The following is a 21914-nucleotide window of genomic DNA, read 5'->3' on the forward strand; positions in this document are numbered from 1 at the left end:
TGGGCGCGGGCCCTCCCCCCTGGCGGCCCGCGCCGCACGATCCCCCCTCCCCCCGTCCCTATCCACCCCACAAGATCGATTCACTCCAACGGGCAGGCGCTCGGAGTGAAGAGAGGGAGCGCTCGGGGGCGCTTTCGACATGGGATCTGTTCTGTCGATCAACGGACGTCTACGGTCGAAACGGGCACTGTGGCGGGGAGGTGCGCAGATGGCGGTGCTGCCCGCCGATGTCGACAGGGCGCTGGTGCGCGTTCGTGACCTGGCCGGACGGCCGCGGGGGACGGGGTTCCTCGTCGAGGCGCGGGACGGCCGCGGGACGCTCGTGACGAGCCACGAGGCCGTGGACGGCCTCGTCCGGCTCGTGCTGCACGCGCACGGGGAACAGACGACCCTCGTCGAGGTGCACGCGATCACGCCGTTGCCGGAGCTGGGGCTCGCGCTCGTGGCGACGGAGGGGCTGGACGTGCCGCCGCTGCCCGTGGCGGGGTTCGCGCGGACCGCGGGGCCCGGGCGGGTCGTGCGGTTGCGCGGCGCGGGCTGGGTGGAGGCCACGATCGCGGGGACGGCTCCGGTGACGTACACCGCGACGGACCGCTTCCACCTGCTCGACGCGGCGTACGAGCTGGCCGGCGCGCGCGGGGACGACGAGCCGCTGCGCGCGGTCGCCTCCGGGGAGCCGGTGATCGACGCCGAGACAGGGGCGGTGCACGGCGTCCTGGTGACCGCGATGCACGCGGGGCGGCGCGCGGGCGGATTCGCCGTGCCGTTGCGCGCCCCCGCCGAGGGCGGGGTACTCGGGGAGGCGCTGGCGCGCAACGCGGCCACCGTACCCGCGTACGGGCCGCACCTGAACATCGCCGGGGCGCTGCAGCTGACCGCGACCTCGGTCGGTTCCGCGGCCCGGCCGCGTGCCTGGCGGGAGGCCGTCGTACGGCCGGACGCGGAGGCGGAGCTGGCCCGGTTCACGGGGGAGGGGTGCGCCCCGGTGCTGGGGCTGGTCGGCGCCCCCGGGAGCGGGCGTACGACCGAGCTGGAGGTGCTGGCCGCGCGGCGTGCCGCCGGTCCGGACCCGGCGCCCACGGTGTGGCTGCGCGGGGCCGAACTGCGTGCGGGGGACGCCGGATTGCGGGAGGCAGTGGAGCGGGCGCTGGCCGCCGCGGGGCGCATCGTGCACGCCGGGGCGGCACCGGAGCACGCGCCGGCCGACGCGTCCCCCGATGCGGTCGCCCGCCTGGCGCGCACCGTGGGGCGGCCGTTGCTCGTCGTGCTGGACGCCCCCGAGGAGATGCCGCCGGTGCTCGCCCACGCGCTGCCCGAGTGGACGGCTGAGACGGCGAGTTGGCTGCGGTCGGCGGGTGCGCGGCTGATCGTGGCCTGCCGCCCCGAGTACTGGGAACAGGCCGGGGCGCTCTTCCCGCCCGGCGTGCTCCATGACGCCGGAACCCCGCCGGGGGCCCGCGCGCTGCCCGCGTGCCTGCGCCTGGGCGCGCTGCCGGAGGAGCCGGCGCGGCTCGTCCGTGAGCGCCACGGACTGCCTGCCGGCGCCCTCGCCGAGCAGGACGCGGCGCATCCGCTGGCGCTGCGGCTGCTGTCGGAGGTACGGGCCGCCGGCGGCGGCCTCATGGGACGGCCGGGCCGGGCGGAGGTGTTCTCGGCCCATCTGGACCTGCTGTGCCTGCGGATCGCGGACCGCATCGCGGCCGCCACGCCCCCCGCGCGGGCCCCGGAGGTGCGGCGGCTGGCCGCCCGCGTCGCCGGGCAGGCGCACGAGGCGGCCCGGCGCTGTCTGGGCCCCGGGCAGGGCGAACTGGACCGCGCCTCCTTCGAGGAGCTGTTCCCGTGGCGCTCCGGGTGGGCCGCGGCGGTGCTCACGGAGGGGCTCGTCGTACCGGCCGGCGCGGGGTACCGCTTCGCGCACGAGGAGTTCGGCGACTGGCTGCAGGGCTGCCAACTCGACCTGGACGAGGCGCTGTACGCCCTCGTTCACCGCTGGTCGGCCGGCGACCGGGACGGCAGCGCCGAGGCCCCCGTGCGCCTGCCCGCCCGGGCCGCCGCGCAGCCGCGGCACAGCGCCGTGCCACCGGTCCCGCCCGCGCCGTCGCTGGCCCCGCCCTCCGTGCCGCGCTGCCTGCCCGTGCCCCGGCACCGCATCGGCCCCGTCGTGCAGGGGCTGCTGCTCACCGCGCGCCGCTCAGGGCCGGAGACCCTCGCCCGCAGGCTTCGGCAACTCGTCCTGGTGCTCGACCGCGACGCCGCCGTGCCCGCGGCCCGCGGCGCCGCGGGCGTCCTGCCGCGCGGCGACGGCGGGCGGCCGGCGGTCCGGCGCGCGGACGCGGTGTGGTGGGCGGCGCATCTGCTGGGGGAGACCCTGCTCGCGGTGCCCGACGCCACACCGTACCGGGAGGTGCTGCGGCTGCTGGCGGAACGCGTCACCGCCCGTTCCATCGAGGCCGGGGGCTTCCACGAGGGCGCGGGGCTGGGGGAGTTCGGCCCGTGGTTCTGGCGGCGGCTGCGGCTTCCCCCGGAGGAGCGCCTGGCCCTGCTGCGGGTGCTGCTCCCCGCCGACGGCCCGCCGCGCGTCGCGGACGGCACACGCGAGCGGTTCCTGACGGCGGCCGGCGAGGTGCTGACCGGTGCGCCGCGACCGTCGCTGCCCGCGCTGTGCGACTGGTTCACCGACGAACGGCTGCTGCAGTCCGCGCCCTCCGGCCCCCGGCCGACGGTCGCCACTGCGGCGCAGGCCCTGCTCCACACCCACCGGCGGCAGGCGGTCGACGACCTCACCGAGGCCCTGGCCGCCACGGACCACGCCCGTTCCCGGGAACTGCTGGCGGCCCTCGCCGAGGACGAGCCGTCCGCCGTGTGCCGCGCCGTCGACCGCTGGGCGCACGACGACCGGCCCGAGCGCCACACCGACGCCGCCACCTACGGCCTGCTCGCCGCCCCGCACGCCGCACTCGCCGCCGACCGCGAGCTGCTGCGCTACGCGGCCCTGGCGATCCTGGCCAGACCCGCCGACCGCGCCCTGCACGGTGCCGCGCTCGGCCTCCTCGTGCGGGACCCGGCGACCCGCTCCCTCCACCTGGCCGCCGCCCTGGACGGATTCGCCGCCGGCGATCCCCTGCTGCCGGCCGCGGCGCTCGCCGCTGCCCTGCCCACCCATCCCGAGCAGGTGCTCGCCGCCTTCCACCGCCGGCTGCGCGAACCCGGTCCCGGCGCCGCCGAGGTGCTGCGCGAGCTGGCCGAGGTCTCCACCCCGGCGCTTGCGCGGCGGGCCGCCGCCCTGGTGTGGGACCACCTCGGCCACCGCCCCGAGGACGCCCGGTACGCGGCCGCCTACCTCGACCGCCGGCTGGAGCACGGCCCGGCCGCCCGCGCCGTGCTCCTGCCGCTCGTCACCGGCCTGCTGCGGGAGCACCCGCCGCAGGTGCGCAGGGTGCTGGCGCCCGTGCTGGCCGCGCCGGGCGGCCAGGTCTCCCGTCCGCTGCGCCGGGAGCTGCTGGACGTGCTGCTGGAGCAGGAGCGCGACCCCGCGGTACTGGACGCCCTGCTCACCGCGGCCGCCGACGGGTGCGCCCGGCGGCCGGCCCCGGCGACCCGCGACCTGGTGCACCGGGTCGGCCTCCTGCTCTGCCGTACGCCCGAGGGGGCGGCCCTCTTCGACCGGCGGCTGGTGCAGCTGGTCAGCGGGTCGCCCGGGTTCGGCCGGCAGGTGCGCGGATGGCTGGCCGCCGACGGGCCCGACGGCGCGGGCGCCGGGGCATGGGACGCGGTCATCGGCCCCAGCGCCCGGCGCATGTGCGACCAGCTCGCGCCCGCGCGGGCGGTGGGCCTGTGACGGGCTCCCGGGCCGGGCGGTGGGGCGGGGGACGACCCGCGGCGGATCCGGAACGGCCCCGTCACCGGGGGTGCCGCGCCGGTGGGGGGCCCGGCATGGCAGGCTTGGACCTGCACATCGGAGAACCATCGGCGGTCGAGGAGAGCGGTCACTGTGCAGCGCTGGCGAGGCCTGGAGGACGTCCCCGAGGACTGGGGACGCAGCGTCGTCACCATCGGTTCGTACGACGGTGTGCACCGCGGCCACCAGCTGATCATCGGCCGGGCCGTCGAGCGCGCCCGCGAGCTGGGCGTCGCCTCCGTCGTCGTCACCTTCGACCCGCACCCCAGCGAGGTCGTCCGCCCGGGCAGCCACCCGCCGCTGCTGGCGGCCCACCACCGCCGCGCCGAGCTGATGGCGGAGCTGGGTGTGGACGCCCTGCTGATCCTGCCGTTCACCACCGAGTTCTCGCAGCTCTCGCCGGGCGACTTCATCCGCACCGTGCTGGTCGACGCGCTCCACGCCCGGGCCGTCGTCGAGGGCCCGAACTTCCGATTCGGGCACAAGGCGGCCGGTGACGTGGAGTTCCTCTCCGCGATGGGGCTGAAGTACGACTACGAGGTGGACGTCGTCGACCTCTACCTGACGGGCGAGGCGGGCGGCGGCCAGCCGTTCTCCTCCACCATGACCCGCCGCCTGGTCGCCGAGGGCGACGTGGCGGGCGCCCGCGAGATCCTCGGCCGGCCGCACCGCGTCGAGGGCGTGGTCGTCCGCGGCGCCCAGCGCGGCCGCGACCTCGGCTACCCGACGGCGAACGTCGAGACGCTGCCGCACACCGCGATCCCCGCCGACGGGGTCTACGCCGGCTGGCTGCACGTGGCGGGCGAGGCGATGCCCGCCGCGATCTCCGTCGGCACCAACCCCACCTTCGACGGCACCGCCCGCACCGTCGAGGCCTACGCCATCGACCGCGTCGGCCTGGACCTGTACGGGCTGCACGTCGCCGTCGACTTCCTCGCCTACCTGCGGGGCATGGAGAAGTTCGACACGATCGACGCGCTCCTGGAGCGGATGGCGGACGACGTCAAGCGTGCCCGGGAGCTGGTCGACGCCTACGGCGCCACCGACTGAGTCCGCGGCCGGAGCGCCGCCGACCAGCCGGACGGAAAGGGCCCGTCCCGCCACGATGGCGGGACGGGCCCTTTTCCGTCACTGCTGCTGGGTCCAGCCCGGCGGGACCTGCCCCGGAGCCGGGGGCTGCTGTCCGGGCTGCGCCTCCTGTCCGGGCTGCGCCTCCTGCGGCGGCGGGGGCGGCTGCTGCGTCCAGCCCTGGGGCATGCCGCCCTGGCCCGGCGGGGGCGGCGGCGCCGGCTGCCCGTACGGCGGCTGCTGCGGGTAGCCGTACCCCTGCTGCGGGGGCATCGGCTGCTGCGGCGGGTACGGCTGCTGTCCCGGCTGTCCCTGCTGGGGCGGGTAGCCGCCCTGCTGCTGCGGCATCGGCTGCTGGGGCGGGTAGACGCCCTGTGCCTGCTGCGCGCGGACGAAGTCCTCGGCGACCAGCGACGCCAGGTGGAAGTACGCCTCTCTGGTCTTCGGCCGCATCATGTCGAGGTCGACCTCGGCGCCCGCGGCGAGGTGCTCGTCGAAGGGCACCACGACGACGCCGCGGCAGCGGGTCTCGAAGTGCGCGACGATGTCGTCCACCTTGATCATCTTGCCGGTCTCGCGCACCCCCGAGATCACGGTGAGGCTGCGCTGCACGAGGTCGGCGTACCCGTGCGCGGCGAGCCAGTCCAGGGTCGTGCTGGCGCTGCTGGCACCGTCGACCGACGGGGTGGAGATGATGATCAGCTGGTCGGCCAGGTCGAGCACGCCGCGCATGGCGCTGTAGAGCAGGCCGGTGCCGGAGTCGGTCAGGATGATCGGGTACTGCTGGCCGAGCAGGGCCACCGCGCGGCGGTAGTCCTCGTCGTTGAAGGTGGTGGAGACGGCCGGGTCCACGTCGTTGGCGATGATCTCCAGACCGGAGGGCGCCTGCGAGGTGAAGCGCCGGATGTCCATGTAGCTGTTGAGCTGCGGCAGCGCCTGGACCAGGTCGCGGATCGTCGCCCCGGTCTCCCGGCGCACCCGGCGGCCGAGGGTGCCGGCGTCCGGGTTGGCGTCGATGGCGAGGATCTTGTCCTGGCGCTCGGACGCGAGCGTGGAACCCAGCGCGGTGGTGGTCGTCGTCTTGCCGACGCCGCCCTTGAGGCTGATCACCGCGATCCGGTAGCAGGACAGCACCGGGGTGCGGATCAGGTCCAGCTTGCGCTGGCGCTCCTGCTCCTCCTTCTTGGCGCCGATCTTGAAGCGCGAGGGCTGGTTGTTGTTCTTGCGCGCCTTCGGCTGCTGCCGCAGCAGCCGGTCCGAGGACAGCTCCACGGCCGCGTTGTAGCCGAGCGGCGCGCCGTGCATCACGCGCTGCTGCTGCTCCTGGCCGGGACCCGGGCCGCCCCAGCCGGCCGCCGTGCGCGGGTCCACGGGCGGGGTGGGCTGCTGTTGCGGTTGTTGTTGTTGTTGTTGCTGCTGCTGCTGCTGCTGCGGCGGGGCCGGGGCCGGGGCCGGGGGCTGCGGGTGGGGCTGGGAGTGCGGCTGCGGTTGCGGCTGTACGGGCGGCTGGGGCTGGGCGTACGGGCCGGGCACCTGCTGCGGATAGCCGTAACCGTGCGGGGGCGGAGGGGGGTTGGTGCCGTCGGCGTACGGCGGCATCGGCTGCTGCCCCTGCTGCGGGAACGGGCCCGGAGCGGGCGCGGGAGCCGGCGGCTGCTGCGGGCCGGGCTGCCCGTACGGCGGCACGGGCGGCTGCGGCTGGGGCGGGACCGGCGGCTGCTGCGGGCCCGGCCCCTGCTGCGGGTAGCCGTACCCCTGCTGCGCGGACGGCGGTTGGGGCTGCGGCTGCGGAGGCTGCTGCGCGTTGGGGTCGCCCCACGGGGCGCCCTGGTTCGGCTGCGGGTAGCCGTAGCCGTGCGGCGGCGGGACCGGCTGGGGGTAGCCGTAGCCGTACGGCGGCTGCGGCGCGGGCACGTTGGGGTCGCTCCAGGGTGCGCCCTGGTGGGGCGGCTGCGGGTAGCCGTACCCCTGCTGCGGCGCCTCCTGCGGGGCGGCCGGCTGGTACTCGGGAGGCAGCGGCGGCACCTGGGACTGCGGCGCCGGGGCGGGCGGCGCGGTGACGGGCGGCTGTGCCTGCGCCTGCTGCTCGGGGGCGGCCGGGGCCTGTGCCTCGGGCGTCTGCGCCGGGTGGGGCGCCGGTTCCGGCTCCGCGTCGGGGGCGGGCGTCGCCTCGGCGGCGACGGGTCCGGGCTCCTGTGCGGGACGCGGTTCGGCCGGCTGCGGTTCCTCGGGCCGGGCGGGCCCGGGGTCGGCGAAGACCGCCGCCGCCGCGGCCTCACGGGCTGCGTCGGGGACCACGGGCGCGGGCTGCGGTTGCGCGGGCGTGGTCGCCGGAGTGGGCGGCTCCTCCTCCGCGGCCGGGGCCACCGCGGGGGCGGGCGCGGCCGGTTGCTCGGGCTGCGGTTGCTGCGGCGGCTGCGACGGGGGCTGCTGCTGCGGTGCCGCCGCCTCGGGGGCGGCCGCCGTCGTGGGCGCCACCGGCCCGCCGACCGGCGGACCCACGGGCGGCCCGAGCGGCGGGTTCACCGGAGCGGCGACCGGTGGCCCGACCGGCGGCCCGACGGGCGGCGGCGGGCTGACCGCGGGGCCCGGACCCGGACCGGGGGCGGGCGCCGGGGGCGTGGCGGGACCTCCGCCGGCCTGCTGCGTGTACCAGGACGGCGGCGCGTAGTCGATCTGGAACTCGCCCGTGAGGTCCGCGTCGGACTGATCCCCGTCCGGGACGGCCCCGCCCGTGCGGATGTCGTCCTGATCGCTGCTCACTGTGCCTCCTGGTCAACTGATGTACGCGTCCCACCCGTCGGGGCGGACGCGTTTCCCCCGTCTCGGAGTTCCCGCGGCGCAGCCGCCACGGCTCACCGGAAGAGCCTAATCACCCGGCCCGCGGGTAGGGCAAGCGCCGTGGGCATCACGACGGGCACGCCGGCGTGATGCCCTGTTTGTCCCGCACGGGGGCCGCACCGCCGACGAGTTGACGCGACCGCTGCGGATCCAGGGACCCCTGTGCCCCATGCCCCGTGCCGCGGCCCGGAAACCGCCGCGGCACCAGAGCGGCCGGAACACCCCCGAGGGGGCCGTGCGGATCAGTCCACGCGCCGGGCCGGGCCGAGGAGGCCGGACTCCGCGTCGGTGGGCTGCGTCATCACGAACTGCCGGTGCTTGCGCGTGCACCACATGGTCACGTTGTCGCCGAGCGTCGGCAGCGCCGTCACGTCGGCCTCCGACAGACCCATGACCCGGCCGATGACCTCGGCCTCCTGCGGCGAGACCCGCTGCAGCCCCACCACGTCGGCGCCGGCGAGCAACCGCGGCGCCGTGGGCCCGAGGTACGGCAGCAGGGTCATGACCGACTGCCAGGACTGCGCCGCCACCCGGCTGCGCGGCGGACGGGCGCCGCAGTCCCGGACGATGACGACGGGGCTGTGCACCGACGGGCCCTGCGGGGCGATCCGCCCCACCTCGTGCACGGTCACGCACTGCTGGCCGCCGCCGGCCGCCTGCGCCATCGGCGCCCACGACTGGGGGCGGGCGGTCTCCACCGCCACCCGCGCACCGGTCGCGGCGGCGCGCAGCGACAGCACCTGCGCCAGCCACATGCTGCCGACCAGCACCACGTCGAGGCGGGCGGGGCGGCTCAGCGCCAGCACGGCGGGCTGGTTGGACGCGTCGATCCCGATGACGACACCGTCGTCACCGATCGGCAGGGACAGCCCGGCGAGCTGAGCGGGCGCCAGGGTGTGCCGGTCGCGGCGCGGCCCGAGCAGTCCGAACGCGGCGCGCAGCGTGCGCCGTCCGGCGCCGGCGAGGGAGGAGCCGCGCGGGTCGGAGCCCTGCGGCAGGTGGGAGGGGCGCGGTTCGGTGCCGCCGGGGAAGCCGGAGCCGGCACCCGGGCGCCGGCCGTCGAAGGCGGGAACGGTCGGAGCCGGCATCAGCGGGTACCTCCCAGGGGCAGCGTGGCGAGGATGCCGGGCACCTGCTCGCGGTCCAGCCGCAGCAGGCCCAGCCGGGACGCGGTCGCACGGCGCTCCAACTGGCGCCTGGCCTCGACCAGTTCGTTCTCACTGCGGCCGGTCAGCCGCACGTACCCCGACAGCAGCGCCGAACGGCTGCCCCCCGGCGCGAGGACCAGCGAGAAGGTGCTGGCCAGCGCGGGCGAGGAGGTCAGCAGGCCGACGAGGTCGGGCAGCGCGGTGGCGCCGGAGCCCAGGTGCGGCCAGCGGCTGACCCAGTACGTGGTGTGCCAGCGGTCGTCGCAGCGCCACGCCCGTGCGCTCTCCGAGGTGCGGCGCGCCTGGCGGCTGCCGTCGAGGGCGGCGCCGCCGGTGGTGGCGAGCGGGTTAACGCAACTCGACGTCGCCACGGCGGCGATGATCTCGGGCTCGGTCAGCACCCGGGCCTCGAGCCCGGTGCCCACCAGCCGGCTCACCAGGTGGTCGGCGGCCCGCAGCAGGGCGCGCCGCGCGCCGGCCATGCCGCCGCCGCGTGCCTGCACCGCCTCCGGGCACAGTTCGGGGTCGAGCTTGATCGCGATCCAGGTCAGCCGCAGCCCCGGCGTCTGGCTCTGTGCCTGGAGCGGCGCGTAGGAGCGCGCGGCCACCGCCTGCGGGGGCAGGTGCGGGGCGGGGGCGGGCTGGGTGTGCTGGACGACCTGCACCGACGCGAGCCGGATGTCGTCCACCGTCAGCAGGTCGTTCAGCAGGTCCAGGGGGAGCGAGCGGACGCCGCGGGCCGGGCGCAGCGGCTCGTCGACCGCCTGCACCTGGACGACGGCCGTCAGGAAGGTGCCGTCCCCGACCATGCCGATCTCGCGCTGCTCGCGCTCGTCGGTGTAGCCGTAGGTGCGCAGCGCCGGGTCGCACTCCACGACCGGAACGAAGCCGGGGTCGGTGCCCTGCGGGACGGCGACGGCGTTGCGCCGCTGACGGGCCTTCAGCGCGCGTCCGGTGGCCATCCACTCCGGCATCGGGCGGCCGCGCCGCCGCAGCAGGCCGAACAGTACGAGCGGCACGGCCACGGCCGCGGCCACCACGGGCCCAGCCACCTTGTGGATCAGCCAGCCGCCCAGCAGCAGTGCGAGCGCCAGCTCGATCAGCACGAGCTGCTGCACCCGCACGGGGCCTATGCTCCCGGGTCTGCGGGTCATCGCCGGCGCCGCGGCCCCGGTCCGCGCCGCGGGGGCGCCGCCGCGGCCGTCCCCGGGTGGTCCTGCGTGCTGTTGCGATGGCTCGTCGCCCGGACTGCGCCGGGACCTGGTCGCCGTGGTCATCCCCCGTACAACCCTTCTGCTTCTGCCGGTACTTGTGCCGCGTGGCCGGCGTGCCGCGCCGTCCAGCGCTCGCTCGCGTCCGCTCGCCGGCCGGCGCGGGACGCTCCGGGTGCCGCTGGCGGGCCGATCGCGCCACCCCGTACCGTACGGTGCGATCGTCACACGGCATAGTAGGGGTCCCCCTCGCCACAGCCGTCACCACAGCAGGCCGACGCGACCGGGGAACGCCACAACAAAGCAGCGACATACGGGGAGTTGACGCAGCAATGGCGACACGTAGGGATGAGCTGAACGCCTACTCGTTCGCGCGCAGGCGCACGGTGGCCGCGTTCCTCCAGCCCTCCCCGCACGGTTCGGAGGAGGCCGCGCCGCGTCCGCTGAAGACCGTCGCCCCGAGCCTCGTGGTGGGCCTGCTGGTCGTCGTCGGCTTCGGATTCTGGGGCATATTGAAGCCCGCCGCCCCCAAGGGGTGGGACACGCCCGCCCAGAAGGTCATCGTCGGCGACGCGTCCACCACCCGTTACGTCGTGCTGAAGACCAACGGGGAGCCCCAGTTGCACCCCGTGCTCAACCTCGCCTCAGCCCGGCTCCTGCTCGACCCGGAGAAGTTCGAGGTCCTCAAGGTCAAGGAGTCGGTGCTCGACAACAGCGGGATGACGCTGGGCACCACCATCGGCATCCCCTACGCCCCGGACCGGCTGCCCAGCCAGGACGACGCGGGCAGGGCCAAGACGTGGGCGCTGTGCGAGACCCCGGGCGGCGGCACGGACCGCTCCGCGCAGCGGGCGGTGCTCGTCATCAACCAGCAGAAGCCCAAGGAGGCGGCCCTCGTCGGGGGCGGCAACCGGCTCCGTGACGACGAGGCCATGTACATCGAGGTGCCCGGTGGCGCGCAGTACCTGGTGACGGACCGGGGCTTCACCTACCTGCTCGGCGGTCCCGACTGGAAGCAGCACCCGGAACTGGTCAACACCCTGCGCCAGGTCATCTTCGGCGCCTCCGCCCAGCCGCAGAAGGTCGACTCCGACTTCCTGTCGACCCTCAACAACGTGCCGGGCGCGGCCATCTCCTTCCCGCCGGTCGACGGGATGGGCGAGCCGTCCACCGCCCCGGGGCTGAGCCCGGAGCACGCCAAGGTCGGCCTGGTGCTGAGGGCCAACGACGACCAGTACGTGGTGCAGCGGGACCGGGTCGTGCGCGTCACCGACTTCATGGCGAAGCTGCTGCTGAACAGCACCCAGGCGAGGTCGCTCTACAGCGGGTCGCCGGAGGCGGTCTCCGTCAACGTGGGCGAGGTGACCTCGGCCCGGGCGAGCGAGACGTTCATGGACGGGCTGGGCTGGCCGGAGAAGTCGGTCACGCAGGCCAACACCCAGGACGAGAAGGACGGCCGCAGGGTCGCCTGCAGCGTGTACGGCGGCGTCGACGACAAGTTGACCAAGAAGCCGGCGATGACCATGTGGGCCGGGAAGAAGTTTCCCCGGGACGTGGCGCAGAGCGGTACGAACACCTACGTCTCGCCGGGTAGCGGACTCTTCTACAAGGCGTACGACGGCACCGACAAGCGCATCGGGTCCATCTTCCTGGTCACCGACACGGGCCTGCGCTACTCGGTGCCGACGACCGGCGACAGCGACAGCGGCGGCGCGGCGAAGCAGGACGACGAGGTCGGCGTCGTGCAGACCAAACTCGGTTACGCGAAGAACTCCCCGGTGCCGGTGCCGCGGATCTGGTCGGATCTCCTCGCGAGCGGGCCGACGCTCGACGTCGACGCGGCAAAGCAGGCACAGGGCTCCTGAACTGGCATTTCCGCCGGGTTCCACGGGAATTGCTTGAGTATTTGACAAACCATTGGCCAAACCATCAACTCCCGCGGGACGGTGTGGGTTTGGTGATGAAGGTCAGGATCCCGATACGGAACCGGGTACCTGTTCGCCTTGTCGCTGCTATTGGCTAGAGTTGAAGACCGGCGACATCTTCCGATGTTCGTCGAATCCGATCTTCTACGTCTCATGGGGGACGCGACACATGGCTGGACAGCAGTTCACCATGACCGAGGAGGAGATGGTTGCTTTCAGCAACCGCATCTCCACGGTCAACTCCTCGATCCAGGGCGAGATCCGCCGCCTCCAGACCGTGATCGACACGATCACCTCCGGGTGGAAGGGCTCCGCCGCCACGGCGTACAACAACCTGCAGTCGCAGGTGAACGAGGACGCCAACAAGATCAACCAGATCCTGGGCGACATCAAGGAAGCCGTGGACGCGAGCACCAAGAACTACTCCGCCTCCGAGGAGGAGCAGCGCGCGTCCATCCAGAGCATCTCGGCGCAGGGCGGCAACCCGTTCGGATGACCGTCCCCGCACGGTGACCTGACGCCGTGCCGGCCGGATCACGGTTCCGAATCCAACATCTGAGGAGACATCACATGTCCGGGCAGATCCTGGTCAACTTCCAGACCATCTCCCAGGCCGCGACCGACGTGCGTACGACGGCCAACAACATCAAGCGCCAGCTGGACGACCTCGAGTCCGGCGTGAAGAAGATCGCGACCACGTGGGAGGGCTCCGCGCAGGAGGCCTACCGCGCCAAGCAGACCGAGTGGGACCAGCGTGCCGCGTCCATGCACCAGACGCTGGAGGCCATCGCCCGTGCCCTCGACACGGCCGCGCAGAACTACCAGGACACCGAGAACAAGAACCGGCAGATCTGGGGCTGACTGCGCGCCTGGCCGCGTAGTTCGTGATGAGGGCGGGCGTGTACGGACGACGTACGTGCTCGCCCTCGTCGGCGGTTTGACCACGAACCGCACACAACGGGAGGACGGAACACCAGTGGGATCGCACGCCGTGAGGCGCACCGCCACCGCCGCCGCAGCAGCGGCGTTCGCCGCCTTCGGCCTGCCGGCCTCCGGCGTCGCCCCGGTGCCGGCCGTCGGTGACGTCCGCACGGTCCTCGCCGACGACGTCGACAACGAGCGCTTCCAGATCGACGACACCCAGTGCTCGTTCCCCTCCGACGTGATCGAGGGCACACCCTGGTCGCTGCAGCGCATCGTCCTGGACCAGCTGTGGAAGGACACCCAGGGCCTCGGGGTGAACGTCGCCGTGATCGACACCGGCGTCGACAAGAACAACCGGCAGCTCGCCCCCGCGATCAAGTTCGGCGGCGGGGAGGACCTGATCGAGCCGGGCAAGAAGAAGGACGGCACCAGGAACGACGGCACCAAGGACCCGGTCGGCCACGGCACCAAGGTCGCCGGCATCATCGCCGCCCGGCCCTTCAAGGACACCGGCTTCGTCGGCATCGCCCCGCGGGCGTCGATCCTCGCGATCCGCCAGAACGACAACCAGGGCGGCGGCACGGTCCGGACCATGGTCGACGCGATCCGGCACGCCGTGGACAAGGGCGCCCAGGTCATCAACATCTCGCAGGACACCGCCACGGCGATGCCGCCCGACTCCGCGCTGGAGCAGGCCGTCAGGTACGCCCAGCGCCACGACGTGCTGATCGTCGCCTCGGCCGGGAACGACGGCGCGAGCGGACAGGTCAAGCTGACCTACCCCGCCTCCTACGACGGCGTCCTCGCGGTCGGCGCCTCCGACCGAGACAACGCCCGCGCCAACTTCTCGCAGCCCGGCCCCTTCGTCGGCGTCGCGGCGCCCGGGGTCGACATGGTCTCCACCGTCCCCGCCGGCGGCCACTGCATCGATCAGGGCACCAGCTTCTCCGCGCCGTACGTCTCCGGTGTGGCCGCCCTGATCCGGGCCAAGCACCCCGACTGGACGTACCGTCAGGTCATCACCCAGATCGAGCAGACCGCGGACCGCGGCAAGCCCGGCCGCGACGACTTCGTCGGCTGGGGCGTCATCGACCCGGTGGCCGCCGTCAACGACGACGCCACCACCCCGGAGGACGCCCCGAGGCCGGACCCCGTCGTCGACGCCGGAGCCCACGAGAAGATCGAGGCGGCCACCGTCATCCTCGGTGAGAGCCCCCAGGAACGCACCGAGCGCTACGCCGTGTACACGGTCGGCGGCGCCGTCGGCGGTGTCGCGCTGCTGGTCGGCGGCGGCGTGGTGCTGGGTGACTGGCGTCGCAAGCGAGGGATCAACACATGAGTAGGAACGGGGAAGCGACACGATGAGTGACCAGTACAAGGTCGATCTGAGTGAGCTCGAGGACACGATCACCAAGCTCAACGGCGTGCTCAGCAGCATGGGCAGCGCGAAGTCGACCGCCGTGAACCAGACATTTCTGCCGCCGGGTGCACTGGGGATCGACTTCGTCGAGGCCAAGGAGCTCACCGAGGCCCACGACGGCATGAAGCTCTACCTCGAGGACATCATCAAAGCCGTGCACGAGGTCATGGACCAGTTCGGGAAGAACACGAAGAAGGCGCACGGCCATTACTCGAATGCCGAGTACGACACCCAGACCGGCATGTCCGGCGGCTGAGCGGTGCGGGTCCCGATGAACGAATTGCTGATCCATGAGGGGGTTGTGGAGCATGGGTGACGGACTGTCCTACGAGTACCGCGAAGCGGAGAAGATGTGCTTCGCCGGCGAGGTGAAGACGCCCTTCGCCACAGGCAAGAACATGGACGAGATGAAGGCCATGCTCGCCAACGCCAACCCGGACACGGTGGAGGGCGTGGCCCAGGCCTGGGGACGGGTCCACGACATGCTCGTGAAGGGCGACGGCAGCGTCAAGGCGGTCTTCGACAAGGCCGTCGACCACGTCCTCCAGCACTGGGAGGGGTCCGCCGCGGAGGGCTTCGCGGCGAAGGCGAAGAAGATCAGCACGCAGATCGACAACACGGCGACCTACGCCCACTACACCTCCACCGCCATACAGAGCGCCGCGAACGTGCTGCGGCCCGTCAAGGCGGATGTCGACAGCATGGAGAAGCCGAGCAGGCTGTCGAGCATGGGTGACGCGCTCACCGACGGGTTCGACCGCAGCGAGGACTGGCAGAAGGACATCCGGGAGAACCGGGGTGCTCAGAACGCCTTGGACAACAACGAGGGCAGTCTCTCGGCGGGCAAGGAAGCCCAGCTGCAGATGGCGGCCAGGATGGAGACCCTGGCCCTCGCGTACTCGGCGCAGTCCAAGACCATGGGCGAATGGCGTCGGCGGATCGACGATCCGGAGGATTACCCCCCGGCGCCCATCGGTCAGCCCCCGGTCCCCGTCGTCGTTCCCACCACGCCGTCCCGCACGGTCGAACGCCCGAAGACGACCACGTCCCGGAACAGCGTGACGGGGAACACCGGAGGGACGGTCAAGCCCTCCTCGAACGTGAAGTCCCCGCGTGACACGGGCATCACCGGCGGCGTCCCCAAGCCGGCCACCAGCACGAAGCCTCAGGTCGGTACGGCGATCGACGGGATAGCCACTCCTCCCGGCACGACGACGGGCATCGGCGGCGGCACGGCCGGAGCCGGTGGTGGCGTGGGAGCCGGAGGTGCGGTCGGTGGCGGCGCCGGCGGTGCGGGCGGTTTGGCCGGCGGCCTCCCCGGCGGCGTGGCCGGTGCCGGGCTCGGCGCACGTGGTGGCGCCGGTGCCCGCGGTGGGTCCTCCGGAACCGGTGGGCGCGCCGGAGCAGCGGGTCGCGGCGGCATACCGGGCGCCGGTGGCGCGGGTGCGGGTGCCGGCGGCAGGGGTGGCGCGGCGGCCGGCCGCGGCGGCAGCCTCGCACGTCGTGGCGGCGGTGTCGTCGGTGCCGCGAAGGGCACCGGTTCGGGCACCCGCGGCACACCGGGCGGTTCGGGTCTGCACAAGAGCCGCGGCGCGGCGGGCGCCGGCGGCGGCAGCGGCACGGGCAGGGGCGCGAACCGCATGATGGGCCGCGGCCAGACCGACCGTGGGGAAGAGGAAGAGCGGCGCGAGGGCGAGCGTCCCGACTACCTGGTCGAGGACGAGGAGACCTGGACGCCCGAGCAGAACAACGCTCCGCGGGTCATCGAATAACCGTTCGTCCAGTAGCTGGATGTAGAAAGTGGGGGGCGTGGCCATGCCGCGGCCCCCACTGCCCGAGGAAGGACACCGATGAGCTTCACACGAACGCTGCGCGTGGTCAGCGGAGCCGTACTCGCCGGCGCCCTGGTTCTGACCGCCGCGCCCATGGCCGCCGCGGATCAGGTGAGAGACGACCAGTGGCCGCTCAAGGCGTTCGATGCCGAAGCCATCTGGAAGATCTCCACCGGCAAGGGCGTCACCGTCGCCGTCATCGACGAGGGTGTCGACTCCGAGCACGTGGACCTCAAGGGCAACGTGGTGCAGGGCAAGGACTTCATCGACGGTGACGCGTCGTCCCTGCCGGAGGGCGAAGACGCCCACGGCACCGCGATGGCATCCATCATCGCCGGTCACGGACACGGTCCCGGGAATGGCAGCGGGGTGATGGGTCTGGCCCCCGACGCCCGCATCCTTTCGATCCGCGACACCGGCGACGCCGAGGAGGGTTTCGGGCCGTCCATCCGCTACGCCGTCGACCACGGCGCCTCCGTCATCAACATCTCCCAGCAGATCTCCACGCAGTCGACCGCGGAAGAGGAGGCCGTCGCCTACGCTCTGCAGAAGGACGTCCTGGTCGTGGTGGGTACCGGGAACGACGGCGGCGGGCGGGAGGCATGGAAGTATCCCGCGAGCGATCCCGGTGTGCTGACGGTCGGCGCGGTCCAGAATTCCGGGGAGGTCTGGGAAGACTCCAACCACGGTGAGGGACTCCTGCTGACCGCACCGGGGACGCACATCGTGTCCGCCGGCGGCGGGGACGAGTCCTTCCCGTATCGATCCGCCAACGGCACCTCGGACGCCACCGCCTTCACCTCCGCCGCCGCCGCGCTCCTGCGGGCCGAGTTCCCCGACCTGACCGTCGGGCAGCTCGTCAACCGCCTGACGAAGACCGCGGGGCTCCCCGCGTCAGCGAAGGGCACCGCGCTTCCCGACGACCACTACGGCTACGGCTTCATCCAGCCGCTCGCCGCACTCCAGCGGGACGTCCCCGCGGGCGCTAAGTACGGCCCGCTCGCCGTTCCCGAGTCGCTCAAGGAAGGCGCCCCGGGGCCGACGGAGTCCAAGGGGAACCCCACCGCGAGCGATGACGCGGCGTCCTCGTCCTCGTCGTCCTCCGGCAACGGCCCGGTCCTCGCGGTCGTCGGACTCGTCGCGCTCGTCGTCCTCGCACTCCTCGTCCTGCTGATCGTCAGGATCGCGCGCCGGGGCAGGCGCAACGGCGGGGGACCGGGCGGGCCGGGTGTGCCCGGCGGGCCTGCCGGGTGGGGTGGCGGCGGGCAGCCGCAGTACGGGCAGCCGCCGCACCAGCCGCAGTACCAGCAGGGCGGCGACCCGTACCAGCAGCAGGCGCAGGCGCCGGGGCGGTGGCCGAACCAGTAGCCGGGGCCCGAGCGGGGGCGGACCTCGGGCCGGCCGTCGTCCGGGCCGTGCGGCCCTGACGACGGCCGCACGTATGGTCCCGGCCGCCGTCGGGAAGCCTCAGGAAGGCTTCGCCGGGCTGCCGCACCCGTGGCGGGCGGCCGACTGCTCGGCGAAGTGCCGCAGATCGGCCTGCTCCGGCCCGGTGAGCGGGTGCGCCCCGAAGTCCCGGCTGCTCCCGTCGACCGCGTACGCCGCGAAGTAGCCGATGCCCAGCGCCCCGGGGCAGGTGGCCGAGGTCCACACCGAGGTGCGGTCGGCGCCCGCGGGCTTGTCGTGCCCGCCATAGGGGCCGTTCGCGACGGCGCGGGAGTTGTCGTTGAAGGGGCCGTACGCGGCCGACAGTTGCAGACGCCCGCCGAGCACGCACTCCTCCACCGGCGCGGTCGCGGCGGGTGTCTCGCGTACCTCCGTCGCGGAGGTCAGCCCCTCGCAGGTGCCCTTGGCCCCGGCGGCCGGCACGGTCGTGGCGGCGGCCTGCGGGGCCGTCAGCGCGTCCGTGCTCCCCGGCTTCGTCGTGCACCCCGTGTTCTCCGCGGCGCGCTGCGCGGTCGCGGTCACGGTACGGGCGAGGGCCAGGCGCACGTCCTCGGTGACCTCGGTGCCGGTGGGGGACGTGGCCGCCACGAGGATCCCGCCGCCCTCGTCGGGCGCCCAGTTCTTGCAGCTGAGCACCACGGAGGCGGTGGCATCGTCGTCCTCGGTGACCATGAAGCCCTGCCAGCCCCCGCCGAGGGGGACGGGCAGGGTCCGCTCCTCGCTCTGGAAGGTGTAGGCGCCGTACGCGTTGAGGGCGCCCGCCGTCGTCTCGACGGACACCTTGACCCCGCCCACCTCGCAGCGCACGGCGAGCCCGTCGGGTTCCTTCACGTCGTCGGAGACGTCGAACCGCCGGCTGTCGGCGTCGAAGCCCGAGCCGAGCAGGCTCAGCCGTGATTTCCCTGCGAGGTCCAGCACCGGGTCGACCGGCAGCATCCCGCCGCACGCCCGGGCCGCCTTCGCCGCCGGGTACTGCAGTTGGAACCCGTAGTACCCCGCGCCGAGCGCGGCGAGCACCACTGCCGAGACGACCAGCCGTCGCCCGCCGTTCTTCCGGAGCCACGTCCGGTTGTCCCACTTCATGAGCCGCATTCCCTGTGTCGCGTGTCCGAGGCCGGTCCCGTGCTTGCGCCCGGGGTCAGCCCTGCCCGGTTCCCCTCGTGTCCTGGCCGTAGCCGTCCAGGTTGCTGTCGGCGGAGTGGAATCCCACCTCGACCTCGTTGGCGAGGATGTTCTGGTAGTCGGCGACGTGACCCTGTCCCTGGGCCTCCGCCGAGTTCCGGTAGGCGTCCTGGAGCACGGCGGCGGTGGAGTACTTCGCGTCCTCCCAGTCGCCGCCGCTGGAGTACACCGCGTTGCCCATGGTGTCGCGCTCGGCTCCGCTGACGATCCGGTTGATCAGGTCCCCGGTGACGGTGGTCGCGACGCCGCCGACACCCGCGCCGACGGCCGGAGTGGCGATGAAGGACGTGCCGACACCGATGCCGGTGCCCACGATCCCCGACGCGTAGCCGCCCGCGCGTCCCATGGCGTCGTTGTAGGCCTTGTCGGCCTCCGCGGCGTCGCCGATGTCGGACTCGCGCCTGCCGATCGCGATGCTGCCCTGGACCTCGCCCGACGACCTGGCGATCTCCCGCAGCGCGGTGTCCGTGGACCCCTCGAAGGCGTCGGGGTGTTGCAGGTGGTGGTCGATGAGGTTCGAGGTGTACGCGCTCTCGGCGAGGTTGACCGCGGCGTAGCCGTCCGGGTCCTTCCCGACGGTCATCAGGAAGCGGGAGGTGTCCTGTTCGCTGAGGTTCGCCGCGGCGCCCTCGATCGGATAGAACTGGTCCCTGTTCCCCGAACGGTCGTTCGTCAGGGACTGGTGGATGTCCGGCATGTACTCCCCGGCCATCCGTCCGAGGCTGTCCTGCATCCCGTCGTGCGCGAGCTCCGAGTCCTGGGACACGGAGTGGACCACCTCGTGCATCAGAGGGGCCTGCTTCTCGTTGTGCGCCGGGGTGTCCGCCGAGGGGCCGGTGTCGTACGCGTGCCCGGTGGTCGCGGACTCCAGCGCGTGACCGAGGTTGTTGTAGCCGCTGCGGTTCTGGGGGTCCCCGGTGAAGGCCGCGCCGTCGGGCCAGTGGCGGTCCTTCATCAGGTAGTCGAGGTGGTCGACCTTCTCGCCGTTGACCTCCGACTCGGAGGAGAGGAACTCGGTGGAGGCAGCCGGGTTGTGGCCCAGGGCTTCCATGAAGCCGGTCATGGGGTCCAGTGCGCCGATGTTGGCGGGTCCCAAGGAGCGGGTCATGTTGCCGGTCCAGTAGGCATCCGGGTTCTGGCCGCCGTTCGTGCCGTTCTTCTCGGCGGTGAGGAGGTCGTTCCCGTAGGCCTGGAGGAAGTCGGTGTCCCACGTGCCGTGGCTCATCAGACTGCTGGTGAGCTGGTACCCGCTGAGGCCGTAGGGGGTCTCGGTGGGGTTGGCGTTGAAGTCGCGGTGACCGGCTTCGAGCAGGTCGTCCTGGAACTTCGTGACGGCGGGGTCGCGGTGGCCGGCGCGGTCGTCGGACGTGGTGGCGGTACCGATGGTGGTGCCCAGGTTCTGCTGGATGTCCTTGAGCCGGGCCAGTTCGCTCTTGGACAAGTGCGTCCCCGCGGGCGGGGTGACGATCTCGTTGTACTTGTCCAGCATGTTCTCGGCGCCGGTCTTCACCGCGAACTGCCGTGCGAACTCCGGGTCGTTCCTGTTCGCCGCGAGGAGCCGGTCGAGCTTGGTGAGCTCGGCGTCGGTCAACCGCCCCTTCTTCGTCATCAGCGCGGACGCCTGGTCGGCCTCCACCGCGTCGAGGCTGGTGTAGACGCTGGTGTTGAACGACCGGCTGTCTGCGTTGGCGTCGCGTCCGAGGGCGGCGCTCGCGGCCTCGTCGGCGGCGGTGGCCTGTTCGAGGACCTGCCTCAGGCGGGAGGAGAGCGAGTCCAGCTTGTCCTTGCGCTCGGTCGCGAAGCCCGGGGACGCTGAGGCGGTCGGGCTGTCCCAGCGGGAGTCGACGTCCTTGATCGCGCCGTCCTCGGAGACGCGGAAGCTGTCGCGGCGGGCCTCGTCGAGCAGGGTGTGCAGCTGCTTCTGGTACCTGGCGAACTCGGTGTGGGCGTCCTGGAGCAGCTTGGCGACGCGGCCGGCCTCGGTGGCGGCGTTCTCGTACTCCGTGCGGGCCCTGCCCATGGTGGCGAAGGCCGCGGTCGCGGCGTCGCCCTCCCAATGGCCCTTGAGGTGGTTGATCACGCGCTGCTCGAACTCGCGCCGCAACGCCTCGTACTTGGCGGGAAGCGCGCCCCACGAGGCGGCGGCGTCGGCCAGCGGGCCGAGGTCGGCCTTGTCGAGGTAGGGGATGGACACCATGTCTGCGTCAGCTCCTGTCCGTCCCTGCGGACGGGTGTGGGTTTTCGCCCCGGACGTACGACGTCCGCCGGGCGCCGTCCCGGGCGACCCGGGTCCGGTGCGGGATCCAGTGCCGGGCTCAGCCGAAGGGGGTGCGGATGGAGGCCTGGCGGGCCTGTTCCTCCTGCTCGGCGCGGGTGTAGTGGCCGGTGCTGGCGTGGAGCCTGTCGCTGATGTCCTGGAGCATGAGTTTGAGGTTGACGACCTGGTCGCCCCAGCGGACGTCCAGGCCGACCAGGGAGCCCGCGGTGGCCCAGGAGCCGGCCTCGGGCGGGCCGGGGGCGGTGTGCCTGTTGAGGCCCGTGACGGCGCCGAGGGTGTCCTCGTCGGCCGTGTTGTCGACGTTCTCGGTGTCACCGCGCAGTTCGACCAGGGCGTTGGCCGCCCCGTCCAGCCGCTGCGTGTCGACCTTCGTCGTTCCGGCGGACGTCCCGCCGCCGCCCGGGTCCGCGGGCACGGAGTTCAGCCGCGTCCGCGCGGCGGCGCCGCCCTGTGAACCTTCGAAGGGAGTACTCATCCCCGTTGTCCCATCCCCGTTGACTGCGATTCCGGCACGTCCGCGGTGCGTACGGCCCCCGGCTCCGGTACCGCCGATCGCCTAAGCGAGGACATGCCAACAGCATCCGAACCTACCGGATCACGCAAGGGGCGGGCCCGTCACGCACGTAGAGATCCTGGGCGGAGCCCCCGGCGGGGGTGAAGCGGCACGTGGGGAGCGGTAGCCTCGGTGGGTCGGCTGAAACCACCGCCCCTGGCGCTGAGGCACGGCGGGCGGTCCACGCG

Annotated in this window: 15 protein-coding genes; 9 read left to right on the plus strand and 6 right to left on the minus strand. The window is 73.4% G+C overall.

The window, feature by feature from the left end:
• Positions 1 to 208: 208 nt before the first annotated feature.
• Complete coding sequence (locus tag ACFZAU_RS38660; RefSeq protein WP_500556103.1) at positions 209 to 3838, plus strand: serine protease; 3630 nt, start codon at positions 209 to 211, stop codon at positions 3836 to 3838.
• A 153-nt stretch (positions 3839 to 3991) separates the two neighbouring features.
• The gene (locus ACFZAU_RS38665) at positions 3992 to 4948 is read left to right on the plus strand and encodes a bifunctional riboflavin kinase/FAD synthetase (protein ID WP_499602082.1); all 957 of its coding nucleotides are present in this window, start codon (positions 3992 to 3994) and stop codon (positions 4946 to 4948) included.
• Positions 4949 to 5026: 78 nt separating this feature from the next.
• On the opposite strand, the gene ACFZAU_RS38670 is transcribed toward ACFZAU_RS38665, so the two are convergent.
• The 3 genes from ACFZAU_RS38670 to eccE all read right to left on the minus strand — a co-directional run bounded on the left by ACFZAU_RS38670 (position 5027) and on the right by eccE (position 10232).
• Positions 5027 to 7729, minus strand: a complete 2703-nt coding sequence (locus tag ACFZAU_RS38670; RefSeq protein WP_500556104.1) for an SCO5717 family growth-regulating ATPase — start codon at positions 7727 to 7729, stop codon at positions 5027 to 5029.
• 320 nt (positions 7730 to 8049) lie between these two features.
• Positions 8050 to 8895 carry a hypothetical protein gene (locus ACFZAU_RS38675; RefSeq protein ID WP_499602080.1) on the minus strand — a complete coding sequence of 282 codons (846 nt, stop codon included), beginning with the start codon at positions 8893 to 8895 and terminating at the stop codon, positions 8050 to 8052.
• Positions 8895 to 10232, minus strand: a complete 1338-nt coding sequence (eccE, locus tag ACFZAU_RS38680; RefSeq protein WP_500556105.1) for a type VII secretion protein EccE — start codon at positions 10230 to 10232, stop codon at positions 8895 to 8897. The genes ACFZAU_RS38675 and eccE overlap by 1 nt, the downstream gene beginning before the upstream one ends.
• Before the next feature lie 266 nt (positions 10233 to 10498).
• Here eccE and eccB point away from each other — a divergent pair, with 266 nt between their 5' ends.
• The 7 genes from eccB to ACFZAU_RS38715 all read left to right on the plus strand — a co-directional run bounded on the left by eccB (position 10499) and on the right by ACFZAU_RS38715 (position 17635).
• A complete protein-coding gene (gene eccB / locus ACFZAU_RS38685; protein ID WP_500556106.1) occupies positions 10499 to 12031 on the plus strand; it encodes a type VII secretion protein EccB in 1533 nt (510 codons plus the stop codon).
• 229 nt (positions 12032 to 12260) lie between these two features.
• Positions 12261 to 12587, plus strand: a complete 327-nt coding sequence (locus tag ACFZAU_RS38690; protein ID WP_499602075.1) for a WXG100 family type VII secretion target — start codon at positions 12261 to 12263, stop codon at positions 12585 to 12587.
• A gap of 74 nt (positions 12588 to 12661) precedes the next feature.
• Positions 12662 to 12952, plus strand: coding sequence for a WXG100 family type VII secretion target (locus tag ACFZAU_RS38695; RefSeq protein ID WP_499602074.1), 291 nt, complete (start codon positions 12662 to 12664; stop codon positions 12950 to 12952).
• 130 nt (positions 12953 to 13082) lie between these two features.
• Entirely contained in the window at positions 13083 to 14354 is a 1272-nt protein-coding gene (mycP, locus tag ACFZAU_RS38700) for a type VII secretion-associated serine protease mycosin (RefSeq protein ID WP_500556107.1), read from the plus strand.
• 22 nt (positions 14355 to 14376) lie between these two features.
• On the plus strand, positions 14377 to 14691 hold the full coding sequence (locus tag ACFZAU_RS38705) for a hypothetical protein (RefSeq protein ID WP_499602070.1): 315 nt from the start codon (positions 14377 to 14379) through the stop codon (positions 14689 to 14691).
• A 52-nt stretch (positions 14692 to 14743) separates the two neighbouring features.
• Entirely contained in the window at positions 14744 to 16207 is a 1464-nt protein-coding gene (locus tag ACFZAU_RS38710) for a hypothetical protein (protein WP_500556108.1), read from the plus strand.
• 78 nt (positions 16208 to 16285) lie between these two features.
• Positions 16286 to 17635 carry a S8 family serine peptidase gene (locus tag ACFZAU_RS38715; protein WP_500556109.1) on the plus strand — a complete coding sequence of 450 codons (1350 nt, stop codon included), beginning with the start codon at positions 16286 to 16288 and terminating at the stop codon, positions 17633 to 17635.
• Between the two features lie 99 nt (positions 17636 to 17734).
• On the opposite strand, the gene ACFZAU_RS38720 is transcribed toward ACFZAU_RS38715, so the two are convergent.
• From ACFZAU_RS38720 to ACFZAU_RS38730, 3 genes are all read right to left on the minus strand, one after another.
• Positions 17735 to 18796 carry a hypothetical protein gene (locus tag ACFZAU_RS38720; RefSeq protein ID WP_500556110.1) on the minus strand — a complete coding sequence of 354 codons (1062 nt, stop codon included), beginning with the start codon at positions 18794 to 18796 and terminating at the stop codon, positions 17735 to 17737.
• 55 nt (positions 18797 to 18851) lie between these two features.
• Positions 18852 to 21092 carry a hypothetical protein gene (locus tag ACFZAU_RS38725; protein WP_500556111.1) on the minus strand — a complete coding sequence of 747 codons (2241 nt, stop codon included), beginning with the start codon at positions 21090 to 21092 and terminating at the stop codon, positions 18852 to 18854.
• A 118-nt stretch (positions 21093 to 21210) separates the two neighbouring features.
• Positions 21211 to 21648, minus strand: a complete 438-nt coding sequence (locus ACFZAU_RS38730; protein WP_500556112.1) for a hypothetical protein — start codon at positions 21646 to 21648, stop codon at positions 21211 to 21213.
• Positions 21649 to 21914 lie beyond the last annotated feature (266 nt).

Origin of the sequence: Streptomyces sp. NPDC008238 (assembly GCF_042956445.1) — a bacterium.
Lineage (GTDB): Bacteria > Actinomycetota > Actinomycetes > Streptomycetales > Streptomycetaceae > Actinacidiphila.

Coding starts and splice junctions, on each gene's coding strand:
- ACFZAU_RS38710 (WP_500556108.1), top strand. CDS start 14,744: ATGGGTGACGGACTGTCCTACGAGTACCGCGAAGCGGAGAAGATGTGC.
- ACFZAU_RS38660 (WP_500556103.1), top strand. CDS start 209: ATGGCGGTGCTGCCCGCCGATGTCGACAGGGCGCTGGTGCGCGTTCGT.
- ACFZAU_RS38725 (WP_500556111.1), bottom strand. CDS start 21,092: ATGGTGTCCATCCCCTACCTCGACAAGGCCGACCTCGGCCCGCTGGCC.
- ACFZAU_RS38720 (WP_500556110.1), bottom strand. CDS start 18,796: ATGAAGTGGGACAACCGGACGTGGCTCCGGAAGAACGGCGGGCGACGG.
- ACFZAU_RS38730 (WP_500556112.1), bottom strand. CDS start 21,648: ATGAGTACTCCCTTCGAAGGTTCACAGGGCGGCGCCGCCGCGCGGACG.
- eccE (WP_500556105.1), bottom strand. CDS start 10,232: ATGACCACGGCGACCAGGTCCCGGCGCAGTCCGGGCGACGAGCCATCG.
- eccB (WP_500556106.1), top strand. CDS start 10,499: ATGGCGACACGTAGGGATGAGCTGAACGCCTACTCGTTCGCGCGCAGG.
- ACFZAU_RS38690 (WP_499602075.1), top strand. CDS start 12,261: ATGGCTGGACAGCAGTTCACCATGACCGAGGAGGAGATGGTTGCTTTC.
- ACFZAU_RS38675 (WP_499602080.1), bottom strand. CDS start 8,895: ATGCCGGCTCCGACCGTTCCCGCCTTCGACGGCCGGCGCCCGGGTGCC.
- ACFZAU_RS38695 (WP_499602074.1), top strand. CDS start 12,662: ATGTCCGGGCAGATCCTGGTCAACTTCCAGACCATCTCCCAGGCCGCG.
- ACFZAU_RS38705 (WP_499602070.1), top strand. CDS start 14,377: ATGAGTGACCAGTACAAGGTCGATCTGAGTGAGCTCGAGGACACGATC.
- ACFZAU_RS38715 (WP_500556109.1), top strand. CDS start 16,286: ATGAGCTTCACACGAACGCTGCGCGTGGTCAGCGGAGCCGTACTCGCC.